The organism is Neorhizobium fuzhouense (assembly GCF_042611105.1).
In the GTDB taxonomy this organism is placed as follows: domain Bacteria; phylum Pseudomonadota; class Alphaproteobacteria; order Rhizobiales; family Rhizobiaceae; genus Neorhizobium; species Neorhizobium galegae_A.
In genome coordinates this window covers 110,929-128,686 of sequence record NZ_JBHFFP010000005.1, presented here as the reverse complement: position 1 = coordinate 128,686, position 17,758 = coordinate 110,929, and the positions used below count along the sequence as shown (strand labels likewise).

16 protein-coding genes and 2 riboswitches are annotated in these 17,758 nt (G+C 62.1%); of the genes, 10 read left to right on the top strand and 6 right to left on the bottom strand.

What is annotated here, in order from left to right:
* Positions 1-60: 60 nt before the first annotated feature.
* Positions 61-732: an exopolysaccharide biosynthesis protein gene (locus ACEXP3_RS10940; protein WP_377297296.1), complete on the top strand. Its 672-nt coding sequence runs from the start codon at positions 61-63 to the stop codon at positions 730-732.
* Here the strand turns inward: ACEXP3_RS10940 and ACEXP3_RS10935 are convergent, their stop codons facing one another.
* On the bottom strand, positions 733-1,902 hold the full coding sequence (locus tag ACEXP3_RS10935; protein ID WP_377297480.1) for an aminotransferase: 1,170 nt from the start codon (positions 1,900-1,902) through the stop codon (positions 733-735). It lies immediately after the preceding gene.
* A gap of 170 nt (positions 1,903-2,072) precedes the next feature.
* Here ACEXP3_RS10935 and speB point away from each other — a divergent pair, with 170 nt between their 5' ends.
* Entirely contained in the window at positions 2,073-3,125 is a 1,053-nt protein-coding gene (speB, locus tag ACEXP3_RS10930; protein WP_377297295.1) for an agmatinase, read from the top strand.
* 47 nt (positions 3,126-3,172) lie between these two features.
* Here speB and ACEXP3_RS10925 read toward each other — a convergent pair whose 3' ends face one another.
* The 4 genes from ACEXP3_RS10925 to ACEXP3_RS10910 form a co-directional block, all read right to left on the bottom strand.
* Positions 3,173-4,192, bottom strand: coding sequence for an aldose epimerase family protein (locus tag ACEXP3_RS10925; RefSeq protein WP_377297294.1), 1,020 nt, complete (start codon positions 4,190-4,192; stop codon positions 3,173-3,175).
* 78 nt (positions 4,193-4,270) lie between these two features.
* On the bottom strand, positions 4,271-5,452 hold the full coding sequence (locus tag ACEXP3_RS10920) for a vWA domain-containing protein (RefSeq protein ID WP_377297293.1): 1,182 nt from the start codon (positions 5,450-5,452) through the stop codon (positions 4,271-4,273).
* A 15-nt stretch (positions 5,453-5,467) separates the two neighbouring features.
* Entirely contained in the window at positions 5,468-6,388 is a 921-nt protein-coding gene (gene metA, locus ACEXP3_RS10915) for a homoserine O-acetyltransferase MetA (RefSeq protein WP_377297292.1), read from the bottom strand.
* Positions 6,389-6,454: 66 nt separating this feature from the next.
* Positions 6,455-6,532, bottom strand: a riboswitch (SAM riboswitch).
* Between the two features lie 60 nt (positions 6,533-6,592).
* Positions 6,593-7,432 (bottom strand): AAA family ATPase, encoded by an 840-nt coding sequence (locus ACEXP3_RS10910; RefSeq protein WP_377297291.1) that lies wholly within the window; start codon positions 7,430-7,432, stop codon positions 6,593-6,595.
* Positions 7,433-7,824: 392 nt separating this feature from the next.
* Between ACEXP3_RS10910 and ACEXP3_RS10905 the strand changes: the two genes are divergently transcribed.
* From ACEXP3_RS10905 to ACEXP3_RS10870, 8 genes are all read left to right on the top strand, one after another.
* Positions 7,825-7,962 carry a hypothetical protein gene (locus ACEXP3_RS10905; protein ID WP_210105939.1) on the top strand — a complete coding sequence of 46 codons (138 nt, stop codon included), beginning with the start codon at positions 7,825-7,827 and terminating at the stop codon, positions 7,960-7,962.
* A 228-nt stretch (positions 7,963-8,190) separates the two neighbouring features.
* A complete protein-coding gene (locus ACEXP3_RS10900) occupies positions 8,191-8,844 on the top strand; it encodes a thiamine diphosphokinase (protein WP_377297290.1) in 654 nt (217 codons plus the stop codon).
* An 8-nt stretch (positions 8,845-8,852) separates the two neighbouring features.
* Positions 8,853-10,676, top strand: a complete 1,824-nt coding sequence (locus ACEXP3_RS10895) for an ABC-F family ATP-binding cassette domain-containing protein (protein WP_377297289.1) — start codon at positions 8,853-8,855, stop codon at positions 10,674-10,676.
* Between the two features lie 147 nt (positions 10,677-10,823).
* Entirely contained in the window at positions 10,824-11,276 is a 453-nt protein-coding gene (locus ACEXP3_RS10890) for a response regulator (RefSeq protein ID WP_377297288.1), read from the top strand.
* Between the two features lie 59 nt (positions 11,277-11,335).
* A riboswitch (TPP riboswitch) is annotated at positions 11,336-11,446 on the top strand.
* 41 nt (positions 11,447-11,487) lie between these two features.
* The gene (thiB, locus tag ACEXP3_RS10885; protein WP_377297287.1) at positions 11,488-12,501 is read left to right on the top strand and encodes a thiamine ABC transporter substrate binding subunit; all 1,014 of its coding nucleotides are present in this window, start codon (positions 11,488-11,490) and stop codon (positions 12,499-12,501) included.
* Positions 12,502-12,504: 3 nt separating this feature from the next.
* Entirely contained in the window at positions 12,505-14,121 is a 1,617-nt protein-coding gene (gene thiP, locus ACEXP3_RS10880; protein ID WP_377297286.1) for a thiamine/thiamine pyrophosphate ABC transporter permease, read from the top strand.
* Positions 14,121-14,777 carry a thiamine ABC transporter ATP-binding protein gene (locus ACEXP3_RS10875; protein ID WP_377297285.1) on the top strand — a complete coding sequence of 219 codons (657 nt, stop codon included), beginning with the start codon at positions 14,121-14,123 and terminating at the stop codon, positions 14,775-14,777. Before thiP ends, ACEXP3_RS10875 begins: the two co-directional genes overlap by 1 nt.
* 301 nt (positions 14,778-15,078) lie before the next feature.
* Positions 15,079-16,599 carry a M48 family metalloprotease gene (locus ACEXP3_RS10870; RefSeq protein WP_508436196.1) on the top strand — a complete coding sequence of 507 codons (1,521 nt, stop codon included), beginning with the start codon at positions 15,079-15,081 and terminating at the stop codon, positions 16,597-16,599.
* A 15-nt stretch (positions 16,600-16,614) separates the two neighbouring features.
* Here the strand turns inward: ACEXP3_RS10870 and ACEXP3_RS10865 are convergent, their stop codons facing one another.
* Positions 16,615-17,478: an RNA polymerase factor sigma-32 gene (locus tag ACEXP3_RS10865; protein WP_377297283.1), complete on the bottom strand. Its 864-nt coding sequence runs from the start codon at positions 17,476-17,478 to the stop codon at positions 16,615-16,617.
* Positions 17,479-17,758: the final 280 nt, after the last annotated feature.

Sequence of the window (17,758 nt, the reverse complement as noted above, 5' to 3'; positions counted from 1 at the left end):
CATTTCCATGAGATCTTCGCGTTATAGTCCTCCCGTACTCAAGTGCCTGTCGAGCATGTAATGGCCCTGCCCCAAGACCAACCTGAGGACGCGCAGGACAGCCCAGGCGCCGATCGCGGACATGGCGCAGAGCCCTTGAGCTTTTCCGCCATTCTGAGAACCATGGCCGATGACAAGAGGCGCGAGCGCGTCTCCGTGGCCGATCTTCTGTCGCTGATGCAGGACCGTGCCTTCGGCGCGCTGATCTTCATCTTTGCCATGCCGAACACCATTCCGACACCCCCTGGAACATCGGCAATCCTCGGCATTCCGCTGGTTTTTCTCGCTGCCCAGATGGCCCTTGGCAAAGCGCCGTGGCTGCCGAAATTCATCGCCGGCCGCTCGATGCTGCGGACCGATTTTGCCGGCATGGTTGACAAGGCAAGCCCGTGGATCGCCAAGGCCGAGCGCATGCTGAGGCCGCGCTGGAGAAGCCTGTCCTCGCCAGGCGCCGAGCGGATCATCGGCTGCTTCAGCCTCATCCTTGCGGTGGTGCTGGCGCTTCCCATTCCGCTTGGCAACATGCTGCCGGCAGTTGCGCTCTGCATGATGGCCTTCGGTATTCTGGAAAAGGACGGCGTGTGGATTGCAGGCGGCGCCACGCTCGGCGTCGTCTCGCTGTTCCTGGTGGCGGGCGTCATTTACGCCATCATCAAGAGCGCCTTCTTCCTGATTGCTGCGGTCTTTGCCTGATCAGAGGGTAAAGCCCGCCAGCCGCTCGTTGAGCCGGCCGATGGTGGCGGCATCGGCATTGGCAAAGGCAAAGCGCAGGTAATTCTCCTGGGCGGTGCCAAAATATCCGCCGGGAATACAGGAAATACCGACCTGTCGCGCCAGGGCCTCGGCAACCTCAGCCGACGTCACACCGGAAAACGGATGTTTCACGAACGCGAAATAGGCGCCGACGGCGGCAAGCTGCCAGGCTGGAAGCTTAGCCATCGCGGCTCTGAGCGCCTCGGCACGGCGCAGGATCTCCAGCCGGTTTTCCTCCCGCCAATCGGTGAGCAGCGGCAGGGCCTCGGCGACGGCGGCCTGGGCCGCGCGCGGCGCGCAGATCTGCAGGTTGTCCATGATCTTGGCCACCTGCGCGACAAAGACGGGACCTGCCGTGATGGCACCAAGACGGTGGCCGGGAATGCAAAAACTCTTTGAAAAGCTGTAGAGCGAGACGAACCCATCCTGCCAGCCCTCCTCGGCAAACAGCCCGTGCGGCGCAAGACCGGCGGTGGGCAGGAAATCGCGGTAGGTTTCGTCAAGGATCAGCCAGACGCCACGGCTGCGGCAGAGTGCAAAGATCGCCTTCAGGAGGTCCGGCGGATAGACGGCCCCGGTCGGGTTGTTGGGCGACACCAGCGCCAGGGCCTTGACGCCCGCCTCAAGCGCGGCCTCGATGGCCTCAAGGCGTGGCACGAAGCCATCCTCGGCCGCGCAGGCGACGAAGCGGCTGCGTATGCCCAGCATGGCAAGCGTCGTGTCATGGTTGAAATAGTAGGGATCCGTCATCAGCACCGTATCGCCCGCGCCGGCAACGGCCATCACGGCGCAGAGAAAGGCCTGGTTGCAGCCGGAGGTCACGTGAATATTGGCAGCCGTAATGCCGGCGCCATAAACCTCTGCCGAATGGGCTGCATAGGCGTCCCGCAGTCTCGCATCTCCCTCGATCGGACCATAGCCTGTGGAGGCAAGCGAGGAGGCCGTCTGCCCGAGAAGTTCCAGCATCTTCGGATGCGCCGGATAGCCGGGCACTGCCTGCGACAGGTCGATCAGCGGCCCGTGCGAGCCATCATAGGCACGTGCCCAGGCCTGGACGGAAGGCACCGGCGGCGGCTGGATGGATTGCACGAGCGGATTGAATGCGGGCATGGACATGGAGCGGCAGCCTTACGATGAACGTCCCGGAATAACGGCGGTCGGGAAACGATTGTCAATTGATTTTGCGGCTCAATTTCGAAGATAATGCCAAAATCGAAGGCAAGGGAAAGCTGCGCTTATTTCCTGCGCAGCTTTCCGGCAATGGATGAAAGACAAGCCCCATGACCTGGACCCCGGACAAACTGGACGCCCTGCGCGCCAAATATGCGCAAAGCGAAAGCGGCGAGATCTTTGATCCGGCCTTTGCCAAAGTGGGCGAGAAGATTTTTCGCAACGGCACGCGGGCAGCCCCTTATGCCGGTGTGCCGACGTTTCTCTCGGCCCCCTACCAGCCCGTCGCGGCTGACAATCCGGATTTCGGCGATCTGCAGGTGGCAATCACCGGCGTGCCGATGGATCTCGGCGTCACCAACCGGCCGGGCTCCCGCTTCGGGCCACGGGCGCTGCGCACCATCGACCGCATCGGCCCCTATAATCACGTCCTCGGCTGCGCGCCGGTCTTCGACCTCAACGTTGCTGATATCGGCGACGTGCCGTTTCGCAGCCGCTACCGGCTGGAAATGAGCCATGACGACATCGAAAAGCGCTTTGGCCAGATCGTTGAGGCGGGTGTCCTTCCGCTGGCCGTCGGCGGCGATCATTCGATCACCCATCCGATCCTGAAGGCGGTGGGCAAAAACCAGCCGGTCGGCCTTATCCATATCGACGCCCATTGCGACACCAGCGGCGCCTTCGACCAGACAAAATTCCACCATGGCGGCCCGTTTCGCAACGCGGTTCTGGATGGCGTTCTCGACCCGACGCGCACGATCCAGATCGGCATTCGCGGCTCGGCCGAATATCTCTGGGAATTTTCCTATGAGAGCGGCATGACGGTGATCCATGCCGAGGAAGTAACCGGTCTCGGTATTCCCGCTATCATCGACAAGGCGAAGGCGATCATCGGCAATGGCCCGACCTACCTGTCCTTCGATATCGACAGCCTTGATCCGGCCTTTGCGCCGGGAACCGGCACGCCGGAAGTGGGCGGCCTGACGACGCGCGAGGTGCTGGAACTGATCCGCGGCCTCAAGGGCATCAACCTTGTCGGTGCCGACGTGGTCGAGGTCGCGCCGCAATATGATTCGACAGCCAATACGGCCCATGCCGGCGCGCAGGTTCTGTTCGAGCTTCTGAGCCTGATGGTGTTCAGCCCGGCGCTCCCAAAGGCCTGAGCCGCGATGTTGCCCCCGCCCTCCGGTGAAGGGTGGGGGCAGAGCCGTCAGCTCTTGGAAAACACGTAGTCGGTTTCCTGGCGCAGCACCTCGCCCGGCCGCAGCACGGCGTTCGGAAAGCCCTCGTGATTGATGGCATCCGGCCAGATCTGCGTTTCAAGGCAGAGGCCCGCATAGGGCTGGTAGGGCTTGCCGGAAAGGCCCGGCACCGAGGGCACCAGCTTGAAGGCACAGTAAAGCTGAACACCGGGCTCGGTGGTGCGCACTTCGAGCGAGACACCGGAATTGACGCTGCGCACCAGTGCCACGGAGCGCTTCTCCACCCGCTCAGGCGACAGGCAGTAATTGTGGTCGAAATCCACCTGCGCGCCAGTCGCATCGGTGCGGGCCACCGGTCCAAGCGCGCGCAGGTCCATCGCCGTTCCCTCGACCGGCACCAGAACGCCGGTCGGCACCTGCTGCTCGTCGAGTTCCAGATACTGGTCGGCGGCAATCATGATGTCGTGGCCCAGAATGGTGTCGCGGCCATCCAAGTTGAAGTAGGTGTGCTGGCAGAGATTGGCGAGCGTCGGGGCATCCGTCACCGTCTCGTAGATCACGCTCAGAACGCCATCGTCCTTCAGCTCATAGGTTGCGGTCACGGTGCAATTGCCAGGATAGCCGCCGCGGCCGTCCGGGTCAGTCACCTGCAGGATGACCTTGTTTTCGGCGTGCGCCACGATCGTCCAGTTGGTCTTGCCAAGGCCATCGCGGCCGCCATGCAGGTGCGTCACGCCCTGCTGGTTCAGATCCAGCTGATAGGCCTTGCCATCCAGCGTGAACTGCCCCTTGCCGATGCGGTTTGCCACGCGCCCGGGCGTTGCGCCGAAATAGGAGGAATGCAGCGGATAATCGTCGAAATTGTCAAAGCCCAGCACCAGCGGCGCCTCATGGCCCTCAAGGCGCAGATCCTGGATGACAGCGCCCCAGGTCATCACATGAGCGGTGAGCCCGCCGCCGGAAATCTTGACCCGGTAGACGGTTTCGCCCTTGGGGGTGGTACCGAAGATTTCGCCCTGTGTCGTCATGCTATCCGTCCTGCTCCTCAATCGCTAGCGGGCGCAAACTGCGCCATTTCCGACAGCTTCGCAATGGTTGAAACGCCGTCAGCGCGACAGCAGTCGCGTTGCCTGTTCAAGCCCCTGCAGCGTCAGCGGAAACATGCGGCCTTCCAGCAGCGCGCGCATCATGATGAGCGACTGGACATGCGGCCAATGCGCCTCCGGCACGGGATTGATCCAGGCAACATGGGAGAAGTGGTCGGTCAGCCGGCGCATCCAGACGGAACCCGGCTCCTTGTTCCAGTGCTCGACGGAGCCGCCGGTATGGCTGATCTCGTAGGGGCTCATGGTGGCATCGCCGACGAAAATCACCTTGTAGTCCGGCCCATAGCTTCGCAGGATAGTTTCAACGGCCAGCCGCTCGGAACGGCGGCGGTTGTCGCGCCACACGCTTTCGTAAAGGCAGTTGTGGAAATAGAAATGCTCTAGATGGCGAAATTCGGCGCGGGCGGCGGAGAACAGCTCCTCGACCACCCGCACATGATCATCCATCGATCCGCCGACATCGAAGAACATCAGAAGCTTGACGGCATTGCGCCGCTCTGGCCGCGTCTTGACGTCGAGATAGCCGTGTTCGGCCGTGGAGCGGATGGTGCCTGGCAGATCCAGTTCGTCGACGGCGCCGTCGCGCACCCAGCGGCGCAGGCGCTTCAACGCCACCTTGATGTTGCGCGTGCCCATCTCGCGGGCATCGTCGAAATCACGGAAATCCCGCTTGTCCCACACCTTGACCGCCTTGCGATGGCGCGAGGTCTCCTGGCCAATGCGCACACCCTCCGGATTGTAACCATGCGCGCCGAAGGGCGAGGTGCCGGCCGTGCCGATCCATTTGAAGCCACCCTGATGGCGGCCCTCCTGTTCTTCCAGGCGCTTCTTCAGCGTGTCCATCAGAGCATCAAAGCCGCCGAGCGCCTCGACCAGCGCCTTCTCCTCCGCCGTCAGGTGCTTTTCGGCAAGCTTGCGCAGCCAGTCTTCCGGCAGATGTTCTGCATTGACCGCATCGGCGCCGGACACGGCCTCGACACCCTTGAAACAGGTCGAAAAAACCTGGTCGAAGCGGTCGATATGGCGCTCATCCTTCACCAGCGTGGCGCGGGCGAGATAATAGAAGCCCTCGACATCGAACTCGGCAAGCCCCGCCTGCATCCCGTCGAGAAGCGCCAGGAATTCCCGAAGCGTCACGGGAATTTTTGCCTGCTTCAGCGACAGAAAGAAGGGAATGAACACGGCGCGCCTCCGCCCTTACACCTTGCCGATTTTCTCCAGCTCATACGGCGTGGTCTGGTACATCTCGTTGATCCAGTTGCCGAACAACAGATGGGCATGGCTGCGCCAGCGGTTGAGCGGCGTCAGCGCCACGTCGTTATGCGGAAAATAGTTATACGGCATCTTGATGGGGATGCCGGCATTCACGTCGCGGAAATATTCTTCCGCCAGCGACGTGGAATCATATTCGACATGGTTGAACATGTAGAGCCGGTTGCCCTTCTTTTCATGGACGAGGCAGACGCCCATCTCGTCGGATTCCATCAACAGTTCCAACCCCGGCACTGTCTGGATGTCGGCGCGGCGGACTTCCGTCCAGCGTGATACCGGCACCTGGAAATCATCGGAAAAGCCGCTGAGATAGACGGAGGAGGGCGCTAGGTTGCGGTGGCGATACACGCCAAAAGCCTTTTCCTTCAACTCGTGCTTCGGCACGCCGTGAAAGTGATAGATCGCCGCCATCGCGCCCCAGCAGACGTTGAGCGTCGAATGGACATTGGTCTCTGTCCAATCGAAGATCTGGCGCATCTCGTCCCAATAGGTCACCTGTTCATAGGGCAGCGTCTCCACCGGCGCGCCGGTGATGATGAAGCCATCGAACTTGCGGTCCTTCACCTCGTCCCAGGTCTGGTAGAAGGAGAGAAGATGCTCTTCCGAGGTGTTCTTCGCCTTGTGGCCGCCGACACGCACCAGCGACAGTTCCACCTGCAGCGGCGAGGCGCCGACGAGGCGCGCAATCTGCACCTCCGTGCGGATCTTGTTCGGCATCAGGTTCAACAGACCGATCTGCAGCGGGCGGATATCCTGACGCACCGCGGCCGTCTCGGTCATCACGCGCACGCCTTCGTGCGTCAGTGCTTCGAAAGCGGGCAGCGTATCGGGGATCTTGATCGGCATGGTCTTCACTCGACAAAAACAAAAAAACCGGCGGCGAAAAATCGCAACCGGTCCGGGGGAAGTCTTTGAACGCTTCTCACGGCCCTTTAGCGACTTATTTAACGTGGCTGCAAGCCGGCCGGCCAAATCACCACGAGAGGCTGATTAAATAGGCCTTTCTTCCGTGCCCGTCAATCAGCGGGCTTTTTCTTGCTTTCGAACATCCTAACGCTCTCGCCGGGCCATGAAGGCCATGCGTTCGAAAAGATGCACGTCCTGCTCGTTCTTCAACAGCGCGCCATGCAGTCTGGGCAAAGCCGTCTTTACATCGGCACCGAGATCCTCGGCATCGATATCGTCGGCAACCAGCAGCCGGATCCAGTCGAGCGCTTCCGATGTCGAGGGCTTCTTCTTCAGGCCCGGCATCTCGCGGATTTCATAGAAACGGGTGAGAGCGGCGCTGAGCAGCGAGGACTTGATGCCGGGGTAATGCACCGCAACGATCCGCTCCAGCGTGTCTTGATCGGGAAAGCGGATATAGTGGAAGAAACAGCGACGCAGAAAGGCGTCCGGCAGTTCCTTCTCGTTGTTGGACGTAATGATGACGATGGGGCGTACCGTCGCCTTCACCGTCTCGCCGGTTTCGTAGACGTGGAATTCCATGCGGTCGAGTTCCTGCAGAAGATCGTTCGGAAACTCGATATCGGCCTTGTCGATCTCGTCGATCAGCAGCACGACCTTCTCACCGGCGGCAAAGGCCTGCCACAGTTTGCCGCGCCGGATATAATGAGCAATGTCGTTGACGCGCGGATCGCCGAGCTGGCTGTCGCGCAGGCGCGAGACCGCATCATAGTCGTAGAGCCCCTGCTGGGCGCGCGTGGTGGACTTGACGTTCCATTCGATGATCGCAAGCCCAAGCGAGAGTGCAATCTGGCGGGCCAGTTCCGTCTTGCCGGTGCCGGGTTCGCCCTTCACCAGAAGCGGACGCTCCAGCCGGATGGCGGCATTGACGGCGACCATCAGGTCCTTGTCGGCGATATAGTCGTCGGTTCCGGTAAACTGCATGGTGCCTCATTCCCCGTTCGGCCGTCTCGTGTCGGTCAAGGCCGGTTTCGGCGCCAAGAGGTAAAGAGCAGGCGCGGCCTTCGCAAGAAAGAAAGGCCGGATATCCCGGCTGCCGTTTAAAAAATGTGCTTGTGTTCAGCCATAGTTCTGACACGCTGGCGCGTGCAGACTTTCAATGCCTGGCGCCTCTGGATGAGACCGAAAAGGCGCCCGGCAAAGACTGCATTCTATCTCTCCTGCTTCCCGACCGGGCCTGCCCGGTCCCCGACCGCCCCGATGTTGTGACCGGTTTGACACGGGTTTCTCACCTGGGACGAGCGTTCTTGCATGATCTGTTTCACCCGCATCACCCCCGCCGCAGCGCATGAGCCTGCGCAACAAGGAAGCATCCCATGGCCAAAGGTCAGGTCCGTTCGAACCGCGAAGTGAGAAAGCCCAAGAAGGACAAGGAAAAGCCTTCGGCAGCGCCGGCATCCACCTTCACCACGCAATTGAAGGGTGCGGCGGCTGCAAGCCCGAAGAAGCGTTGACAATGCGCGGCGGGCCGGCGCGCTCAGCCCGCCCGCCCGCACGTGATGCCGGCACGTCGACCGTGGAGGGCGGCGGCCGGTGGTTATCCTGCCCGTTGCCCTCCAGCCATATCATCCAACCATACGACCCGCTTGTTCGCCCTCCATGGGCAAGCACCGATGACTTGGAGGCGGGCCGCGCACATAGGGCTTTTGCTTTTGGCGGAAGATGCGCTAAGGGCATGACCCATGAGCCCATCCACCTTTACCCTTCTCCTTGGCGGCAACCTGACCGTGACAGAGCGTTTGAACGCGCTGATCGCCGGAAGCCGCGTGATTGCCGCCGATAGCGGCATGCGCCATGCCCAATCGCTGAACCTCATGCCGGAGCTTTGGGTGGGCGATTTCGATTCCGCAGATGCAGCACTGCGCGACAGCTTCCGCCAGGTAGAGCGCCATTCCTATCCCGCAACGAAGGCTGCAACCGATGGCGAGATTGCCGTTGCCGAAGCCCTGGCGCGCGGGGCCGAACGGCTGATCCTCGTCGGTGCGCTGGGCGGCGAACGCTCCGACCATGCGCTGCAGCACCATTTGCATGCACTGGCGCTTGCCGAAGAGGGGCTGGAAGTCATGCTGACCTCAGGCGAAGAAGAGGCCTATCCGCTGATCAGCGGCGACGAGATGGAACTGGAGCTGCCGAACGGCTCGCTGTTTTCCGTGCTCGGCTTCAGCGATCTTGAGGGACTGACCCTGTCCAACGTGCGCTACCCGCTCACCGATTTTTCCCTGACATTCGGCTCGTCGCGCACCATATCCAATGTCGCGCAGGGCCCGATCTCGATCTCGCTCGGACACGGGCGCGCGCTTTTGATGGCCCGCCCCTATGACCTGACCGGAGCCTAAGGAACAAGATGGCACCTCCCATTCTCAAGCTCGACGACATTTACCTGAGCTTTGGCGGCGCACCGCTGCTCAACGGCGCCAATTTCCAGGTGGAGCCGGGCGACCGCATCTGCCTTGTCGGGCGCAATGGCTCGGGCAAGTCGACGCTGATGAAGATTGCCGCAGGCCTTGTCGAAGCGCAATCGGGCGAGGTGTTCCGCCACCCCTCCTCGACCATTCGCTATCTTGAGCAGGCGCCGGATTTTGCCGGCTACACAACGGTGCAGGCCTATGCCGAGGCGGGCCTTGGCCCCGGCGACGATCCCTACCGGGTGACCTATCTTCTCGAGCATCTTGGTCTCACCGGCCAGGAAGATCCGACCCGGCTTTCCGGCGGCGAGGCGCGCCGTGCAGCGCTTGCCCGCGTGATGGCGCCGGAGCCGGACATCCTGATGCTCGACGAGCCGACCAACCATCTCGATCTTCCCACCATCGAGTGGCTGGAAGGCGAGCTGCAGAAAACGCGAAGCGCGCTGGTGGTCATCTCGCATGACCGACGTTTTCTCGAAAAGGTATCCACCGCCACCGTCTGGCTCGATCGCGGCCTGTCGCGGCGGCTGGCGCGCGGCTTTGCCTTCTTCGAGGAATGGCGCGACAAGGTGCTGGAAGAAGAAGAGCTTGAACAGCACAAGCTCGGCAAGCAGATCGAGCGCGAGGAGCATTGGCTGCGCTACGGCGTGACCGCACGGCGCAAGCGCAACATGCGCCGTCTCGGCAACCTACAGAGCCTGCGCGCCGATTATCGAGGCCACAAGGGTCCACAGGGCACCATCCAGGCGGCGGTGACCGAGGGCAAGGAGAGCGGCAAGCTCGTCATCGAGGCGGAAGGCATTACCAAGCGTTACGGTGACCGCCAGATCGTGGCGCCGTTTTCGATCCGCGTCCATCGCGGCGACCGGATCGGCCTTGTCGGCCCCAATGGTGCAGGCAAGACGACGCTTCTGAAGATGCTGACCGGCCAGCTGGAGCAGGATGAGGGCACGATCAAGCTCGGCACCAATCTGGAGATTGCAACGCTTGACCAGAAGCGCGAGGACCTGAATTTAGAGGATACGCTCAGCCATTACCTCACCGACGGGCGCGGCGAGAGCCTGCTGGTGAATGGCGAACAGCGCCACGTGGCCGGCTACATGAAGGATTTCCTGTTCCAGCCGGAGCAGATGCGCACGCCGATCAAGAATTTGTCGGGTGGCGAGCGCGCCCGTCTGATGCTGGCACGCATGATGGCAAAGCCATCCAACCTCCTGATCCTCGACGAACCGACCAACGACCTCGACATCGAGACGCTGGACCTGTTGCAGGAAATCGTTGCCGGCTATAACGGCACCGTCATCCTGGTCAGCCATGATCGTGACTTCCTCGACCGCACCGTCACCTCCACCATTGCGCCAGCAATGCCCGAGGCGCCGGATGGCCGCTGGATCGAATATGCCGGCGGCTATACGGACATGATGGCGCAGCGCAAGGGCATGCAGGACGAAAAGCGCCGGGCGGACAAGGCCCGCAATGACGCAGCCGGCCCCGTGCAGACGTCGGCGGACGCGCCGAAGAACAAGGCAAAACTGTCCTTCAAGCAGAAATTCGCACTGGAAAATCTGCCCAAGGAGATGGCAAAGGTCGAAGCGGATATCGCTTCCCGCGAAAAGACGATGGCCGATCCGAACCTGTTTTCCAAGGACGCCGCAGCCTTCAATCGTATCGCTGCGGAACTGGAGAAGCTGCGGGAACAGCTAGCGAAAATGGAAGAGGAATGGCTGGAGCTTGAGATGCTGCGCGAGGAGCTCGAAGGCTGATCTTAAGCTATTCTTAAGTTTAACAAAGTCTTAGCGTCGAGATTTGTCGTCAGATCCCGGAACATTTCCCAAAACGGCACGTTCGATGGGTGCAAGGCCTTAACCAAAGCCAAGCGCCTCGAGTACCCGTCAACAGAGGAATGTACCATGTCGGCATCTGTAGTGCGTCGTCGGCTGGCCAGTGCAGCCATGAAACAAAGAGTGATGATCGTCGAGGACGAGTTTCTGATTGCCCTCGACATGGCAGATACGATCGAGAGCATGGGCCTGACCGTCAGCGGCTTTGCAAGCGGCCGCGACCACGCCATGGACCTTGCCCCTTACGTCGATATTGCGCTCGTGGACGTCAACCTGTCTGATGGCGCAACCGGTCCATCGATTGGGCGCGAATTGTCCGAGCGCTACGGCATAACCGTGATCTTCATGACCGCCAATCCGGAACAGCTGCGCTGCGACATCGGCCGCTCGCTCGGCGTGCTCACCAAACCGGTCATGCCGCATGTGATGGAGCAGTCGGTGGATTATGCCATTGCCAATCGCCTGGGCGCCATTGCCGCCGTGCCGCGCGAGCTGCAGGTGTTTCCCCGCGCGACGGCCTGAGCTTTCACGCCTGATCTCCCGGTGGCTTGCCAAGCCACCATCCTACCGATACATCTTCGCCTGCTCTAACGGGGTGCAATGGCCGCAAGGCCATCGCTGAGAGACGGTCACGTCAACCCGCGGAACCTGATCCGGCTAACACCGGCGGAGGGATTAGACGGCTTGCATCCAGCGCCTGTTCCCCCTGTGTTGATCAACGAAGGAGGCCTCGATGCGCATATTCCTGTCCACTGCCTGTGCAGCGCTTGCGGCGCTCACCCTGTCGCTGCCGGCTTCGGCCGCGGAGAAAAAGACGCTGACCGTATATACCTATGAAAGCTTCATTTCCGACTGGGGCCCGGGGCCCAAGGTCAAGGAAGCCTTTGAAAAGACCTGCGCGTGCACGGTGAACTTCGTTGCCGTGGCAGACGGCGTGGCGCTTCTCACCCGCCTGAAGCTCGAAGGCTCCTCTTCCGAAGCAGACGTGGCGCTTGGCCTTGACACCAACCTCATCCAGGAAGCCAAGGATACCGGTCTTTTCGCCCCCCACGGCATCGACACCGCTTCCGCAGCTGTGCCGGGCGGCTTTTCCGATGATGTGTTCGTGCCTTACGATTACGGTCACTTTGCCGTCATCTACGACACGCAGACTATCAAGACGCCGCCGACGAGCCTGAAAGACCTGGTCGAAGGCGACGCGTCGCAGAAGATTGCCATCGAGGATCCGCGCACGTCCACGCCGGGGCTTGGCCTGCTCCTCTGGGTACGGTCCGTCTACGGGGACAAGGCACCGGAAGCCTGGGCAAAGCTGAAGAACCGCGTTCTGACCGTCACGCCCGGCTGGTCTGAGGCCTATGGCCTGTTTACCAAGGGCGAGGCACCGATGGTCTTTTCCTATGTCACCTCGCCCGCCTACCACATGATGGAGGAAAAGACCGATCGCTATCAGGCGGCATCCTTTTCCGAAGGGCATTACATCCAGATCGAGGTTTCGGGCCGCCTGAAGGCTTCCAAAAACCCGGAGCTTGCGCAGAAATTCCTCGCCTTTACGCTCTCGCCGGAGTTCCAGACTGTCATTCCGACCACCAACTGGATGATGCCCGCCGCAAAGCCCGTAGAGCCGCTGCCGGATGTGTTTTCCAAGCTGGTGCAGCCGGCAAAGACCTTCCTGATGAGCCCGCAGGAGGTCGCCAAGAACCGGGATGCCTGGATACGCGAATGGCTCGCCGCCATGAGCATGAACTGATCCATGCTGAGCGAGGCGCAACGGAAGCGGGGGTTGGCGGCCGGTGCGGCAAGCCTTTCAGCCGTTGCGCTCTTCGTTCTGGCACCGGTCACGGCCCTTTTGGCAATAGCCCCGGCCTCGTCATCGCAAGCTGCGCTCTTTGATGGCTACACGGCAAGCCTTCTGCGCTTCACGCTTCTGCAGGCGGGCCTCTCCACGGTTCTGTCCATCCTTCTCGCCATACCGGTAACGCTGGCGCTCGCCAGAAGGTCCTCCTTTCCGTTGCGGGTCTGGATCATCAGGCTGATGGCGGTGCCGATGGGGCTGCCGGTGCTGATCGGCGCGCTCGGCCTCATCGGCATCTTCGGCCGCCAGGGCCTGTTCAACCGGTTGCTGGCGTTTGGCGGTGTCGATCAACCGGTCAGCATCTACGGTCTCTCCGGCATCCTGATTGCCCATGTCTTCTTCAACCTGCCGCTTGCCTGCCGGCTGATGCTGGCCGGGCTGGAGCGCCTGCCCGCAGAATATTGGCGGCTTTCGGCAAGCCTTGGCATGCGCCCGCTTTCCGTCTTCCGCTTCATCGAAGGCCCGGCCCTTGCCCGCGTCGCGCCGGGGGCCGCGGGCCTTGTCTTCATGCTCTGCGCCACCAGCTTTACGCTCGTTCTGGTGCTAGGCGGCGGGCCGGCGGCGACGACGCTGGAGGTGGCGATCTATCAGTCGCTGCGTTTCGATTTCAATCCGACGCGCGCCGTTGCCCTGTCTCTCCTGCAGATCGGCTTGACGGCCGTGGTGCTCCTCATCATCAGCCGACTTCCGCCCACGGAGAGTGCAGGCGTCGGCGAAGGCCGCGCCAACCGACGATTTGATGGGCGGAGCCTCCCGGCAAGGCTTTACGATGCAGGCATCATCGGCGTGGCAACGCTTTTCCTTCTGTTGCCGCTCGGCTCCATCGTCGTGGCGGGCCTGAAGACCGATCTGCTAAAACTTGTCACCATGCCGGCCTTCCACCAAGCAGCGGCCACCAGCCTAGCCATCGCCTTCTCGGCCGGGCTTTTATCCATCCTCGTCTCGCTCGGCATTATCGCCGCACGCGCCGCCATTGCCGATCTGAGGCATCCGCCCCGCCCTCTCAAGGCCTTTTCGGCAGCCCTCTCGGGCATGTCCTCGCTGGTCCTGCTGGTGCCGCCGGTCGTCCTCGGCACCGGCTGGTTCCTGCTGATCCGACCGCATGCGGATGTAAGCCGCGTCGCGCCCGCGCTGGTTGCAACCGTCAACATGCTGATGGCTCTGCCCTTCGTGATGCGGGTGCTGGCGCCCGCCTTCGAGACGCATGCGGCACGCACGGGCCGGCTTGCGGCGAGCCTTGGCTTGTCGGGTTTTTCACGGATGCGGCTCATAGACTGGCCGGTTCTGGCGCGCCCGCTGATGATGGCACTGTCCTTTGCCATGGCGCTGTCGCTTGGCGATCTCGGCGCCGTTGCCCTGTTCGGCTCGCAGGACCTCACCACCCTGCCCTACCTGGTCTATAGCCGGCTTGGCAGCTACAGGACAAACGATGCCGACGGGCTGGCGCTGATCCTTGGCGCGATCTGCCTTGCGCTCACCGCCCTTGGCACCGCCGGTCCCCGGAGGCAATCGTGATGGCAAATGACGCGCCGGCCACGGCCGTGGAACTCCTCGACGTCCGACTGGTGCTGGGTTCTGCCCATTTTCACTTCGACTGCCGGCTGGAGGAGGGTGTGATTACCGCCATCACCGGCCCGTCGGGGTCGGGAAAATCGACCCTTCTCAACCTTGTGGCCGGCTTCGAGACGCCGGACAGCGGCCGTGTGCGTCTGTCGGGCAGGGACATGACCGGGGTGCATCCGGGGCAACGGCCCCTATCGCTGGTCTTTCAGGACAACAACCTGTTTGCCCATCTCGATCTCTTGACCAATGTCGGCCTTGGCATTCACCCCGCGCTGAAACTGTCGCCGGCGGATCGGCGCGCGGTGTCGGACGCGCTCTCCCGCGTGGGCCTTGCCGGATACGAAAAACGTATGCCCGGCACGCTCTCCGGCGGTGAGCGGCAAAGGGCAGCCTTTGCGCGCGCCCTTGTGCGCAAGCGCCCGCTCCTTCTCCTCGACGAGCCGTTTGCAGCCCTCGACCCTGCCCTTCGCGTATCGATGGCCGAATTGCTGCTCAATCTGCACCGCGAAAGCGGCAATACGGTTGTCATCGTGACCCATGACCGTGACGAGGTTACGCGGCTGGCGGACCGGGTGCTTGGCGTGGAAAACGGCACTGTTCGTCCGTAGCGAAGGCAAGGTTTCTCTCGCCTCGGTGAACGGCGCCGTATCAGGAAATTTGACGATCCGTCATAAAGCGTCAACGAATTCGCCACATTTTAGACGTGCGCAGGTGCGATGCCGCATTGCGAAAGAGGGCTGGAAGATTACGCGTGAGTGCTTGTGTTCTGTCTGAAGAGAGGACAAAACGGCAGTTACGCGCAGTTGCGCCACCCGCAGCGAACGCAGACCAGAGCGGCAGGGGCAGAGGCCGCACGATGCGCCGGATGGCGGGCTTGGACGAATGACGGTTCCAACTGAACGGACGACGATGACAGCGCTGAACCGGGTTTGCAGGATAGCTGCAGGCCAAGGATCACGTGGCCGCGGCGTCCGGGCGCTGTCTGCACTGTTTGCTGCCGCAACGCTTCTCGCCAGCTGCCAATCGGTCATGGACCAAAGCTATCAGGCCGATGTGAAGCCCTCGGCCAATCCGCAGATTGTCGATGAGGTGCAGAAGAACGATCCGCGCGCCCAGATGGGCGCCCGCGAGCATCCGCGCATCGTGGCAAGTTATGGCGGCCAGTATCATGACGCAAAGACCGAACGGCTGGTTGCCCGCATTGCCGGTGCGTTGACTGCGGTTTCGGAAAACCCCAACCAGTCCTACCGCATCACCATCTTGAACTCTCCGGCGATCAACGCCTTTGCGCTGCCGGGCGGCTATCTCTACGTGACGCGCGGCCTTTTAGCACTTGCCAATGACGCCTCGGAAGTGGCGGCCGTCCTCAGCCACGAGATGGCCCATGTGACGGCCAATCACGGCATCGAGCGCCAGAAGCGAGAGGAAGCCGAAGTGATCGCCAGCCGGGTGGTGGCCGAGGTCCTGTCCAGCGATCTGGCCGGCAAGCAGGCGCTGGCGCGCGGAAAGCTGCGGCTTGCGGCCTTCTCCCGCCAGCAGGAACTGCAGGCCGACGTGATCGGCGTACGCATGCTGGGCGAAGCCGGCTACGACCCCTATGCGGCAGCCCGGTTCCTCGATTCCATGTCCGCCTATGCTCGCTATTCGTCCGCCGACCCGGATACGGACCAGAGCCTCGACTTCCTTTCCAGCCATCCCAGCGCACCGCAGCGGGTGGAGCTTGCCCGCCAGCATGCCCGCGCATTCGGCCAGGAAGGCACCGTCGGGGACCGCGGACGCGATTATTACCTGACCGGCATCGATGGCCTCCTCTACGGCGACAGCCCGGACGAAGGCTATGTGCGCAACGAAACCTTCCTGCATGCGGGGCTTGGTATCCGGTTCGATGTGCCGGAAGGTTTTCGCATCGACAACAAGGTGGAAGCGGTCCTTGCGACCGGACCGGACGAGACCGCCATACGCTTCGACGGCGTACAGGCAACGGATACCAACCAGAGCCTGTCGAACTACCTGACCAGTGGCTGGGTCGCAGGGCTGCAGCCGGACACTGTGCGGGAAACTACGATCAACGGACTGCCGGCGGCAACGGCCCGCGCATCAGCCGAGCGCTGGGATTTCGACGTCACCGTCATTCGCCTCGACAAGCAACTGTTCCGTTTCCTCACGGCGGTACCGAAGGGCAGCACATCGCTTGAAGCGACGGCAGATACCATGCGGCGTACGTTCCGGCGCATGACGCCGCAGGAGGCGGCGGAGCTGCGGCCGCTTCGCGTGCGTGTCGTCACCGTTCAACCGGGTGATAACATCACGACCATGGCCGCCCGCATGATGGGGACGGACCGCAAGCTCGACATGTTCAAGATGATCAACGCACTCCCCACGGGCGCGTCGCTTCAGCCCGGCCAGCGGGTCAAGATCATTTCCGAATAGCAGGCGGGCCTGCGTTCAGCAGGCCTCCGCCATCTGCGGGTTGGTGGTTACCAGCGCCGATTTCAGCTTCTCGATGGCCCGGCTTTCGATCTGTCGCACGCGCTCCTTGGAAATTCCAAGTTCGGCACCCAGCGCTTCCAGGGTCGCGCCGTCATCGGTCAGGCGGCGGGCGCGAATGATCTTCTTTTCGCGATCATTGAGCTTGGTGAGAGCTGCCTGCAGCCATTTCAGGCGACGTTCACCATCGATCATGAAAGAGACCTGCTCGTCCGGCAGCGGCTCGGCGCTTTCCAGCATGTCGAGCCGCTCACCGCTATCGCTGTCGCCGGCAATCGAGGGCGCCTGCAACGAGGCATCGTTGCCGGAAAGGCGGGCATCCATGGTTTGCACGTCCGCCAGGCTGACCCCCAGGGCCGTTGCGATCTCTTCATGGATGGCCTGGGCCGTCTTGGTATTGCCACCGCGCGCAAGCTTGGCGCGCAGGCGGCGCAGGTTGAAGAACAGCGCCTTCTGGGCAGAACTCGTGCCGCCGCGCACGATCGACCAGTTGCGCAGGATATAGTCCTGCATGGAGGCGCGGATCCACCAACTCGCATAGGTCGAAAAACGCACGTCACGCGATGGCTCAAACCTTGCCGCCGCTTCCAACAGCCCTACATAACCTTCTTGTACAAGGTCGCTCATGGGCAGGCCGAAGCCACGGAACTTGGAGGCCATGGCGATGACGAGACGCATATGGGCAAGCGCGATCTGGTTGCGGGCATCGCGATCCTGCCCGTCCTTCCACCGCACGGCAAGATTGCGCTCTTCCTCGCGCGCCAGATAGGGCGCGGCCATCGCGATCTTGATCATATTGCGGTCTGCGGACATGGCGTTCATTGCGCTCTCCATGAAACTGTTTGACCAGACAAAGGCGCATGAGCCCCAGAACCCCCACCTGCCGTGGCCGGCAGGGCCGGTCGGACAGATCGTGCCTGAGGCATGCCTCTTTGCTCCCCTCGTTCACGTCAGGCGGTCAGGGCTTTTGCCCTCCCCTGCGCGGACACGGCAAAGGCAGTTTCACAGACTGCATTCCTCGCCGCACCGGCGGGTCAACGCGCGTCATGTCAAAAAGTTCCAATAAAAAACCCGGCTTTCGCCGGGCTTTTTCAGGTGAGTG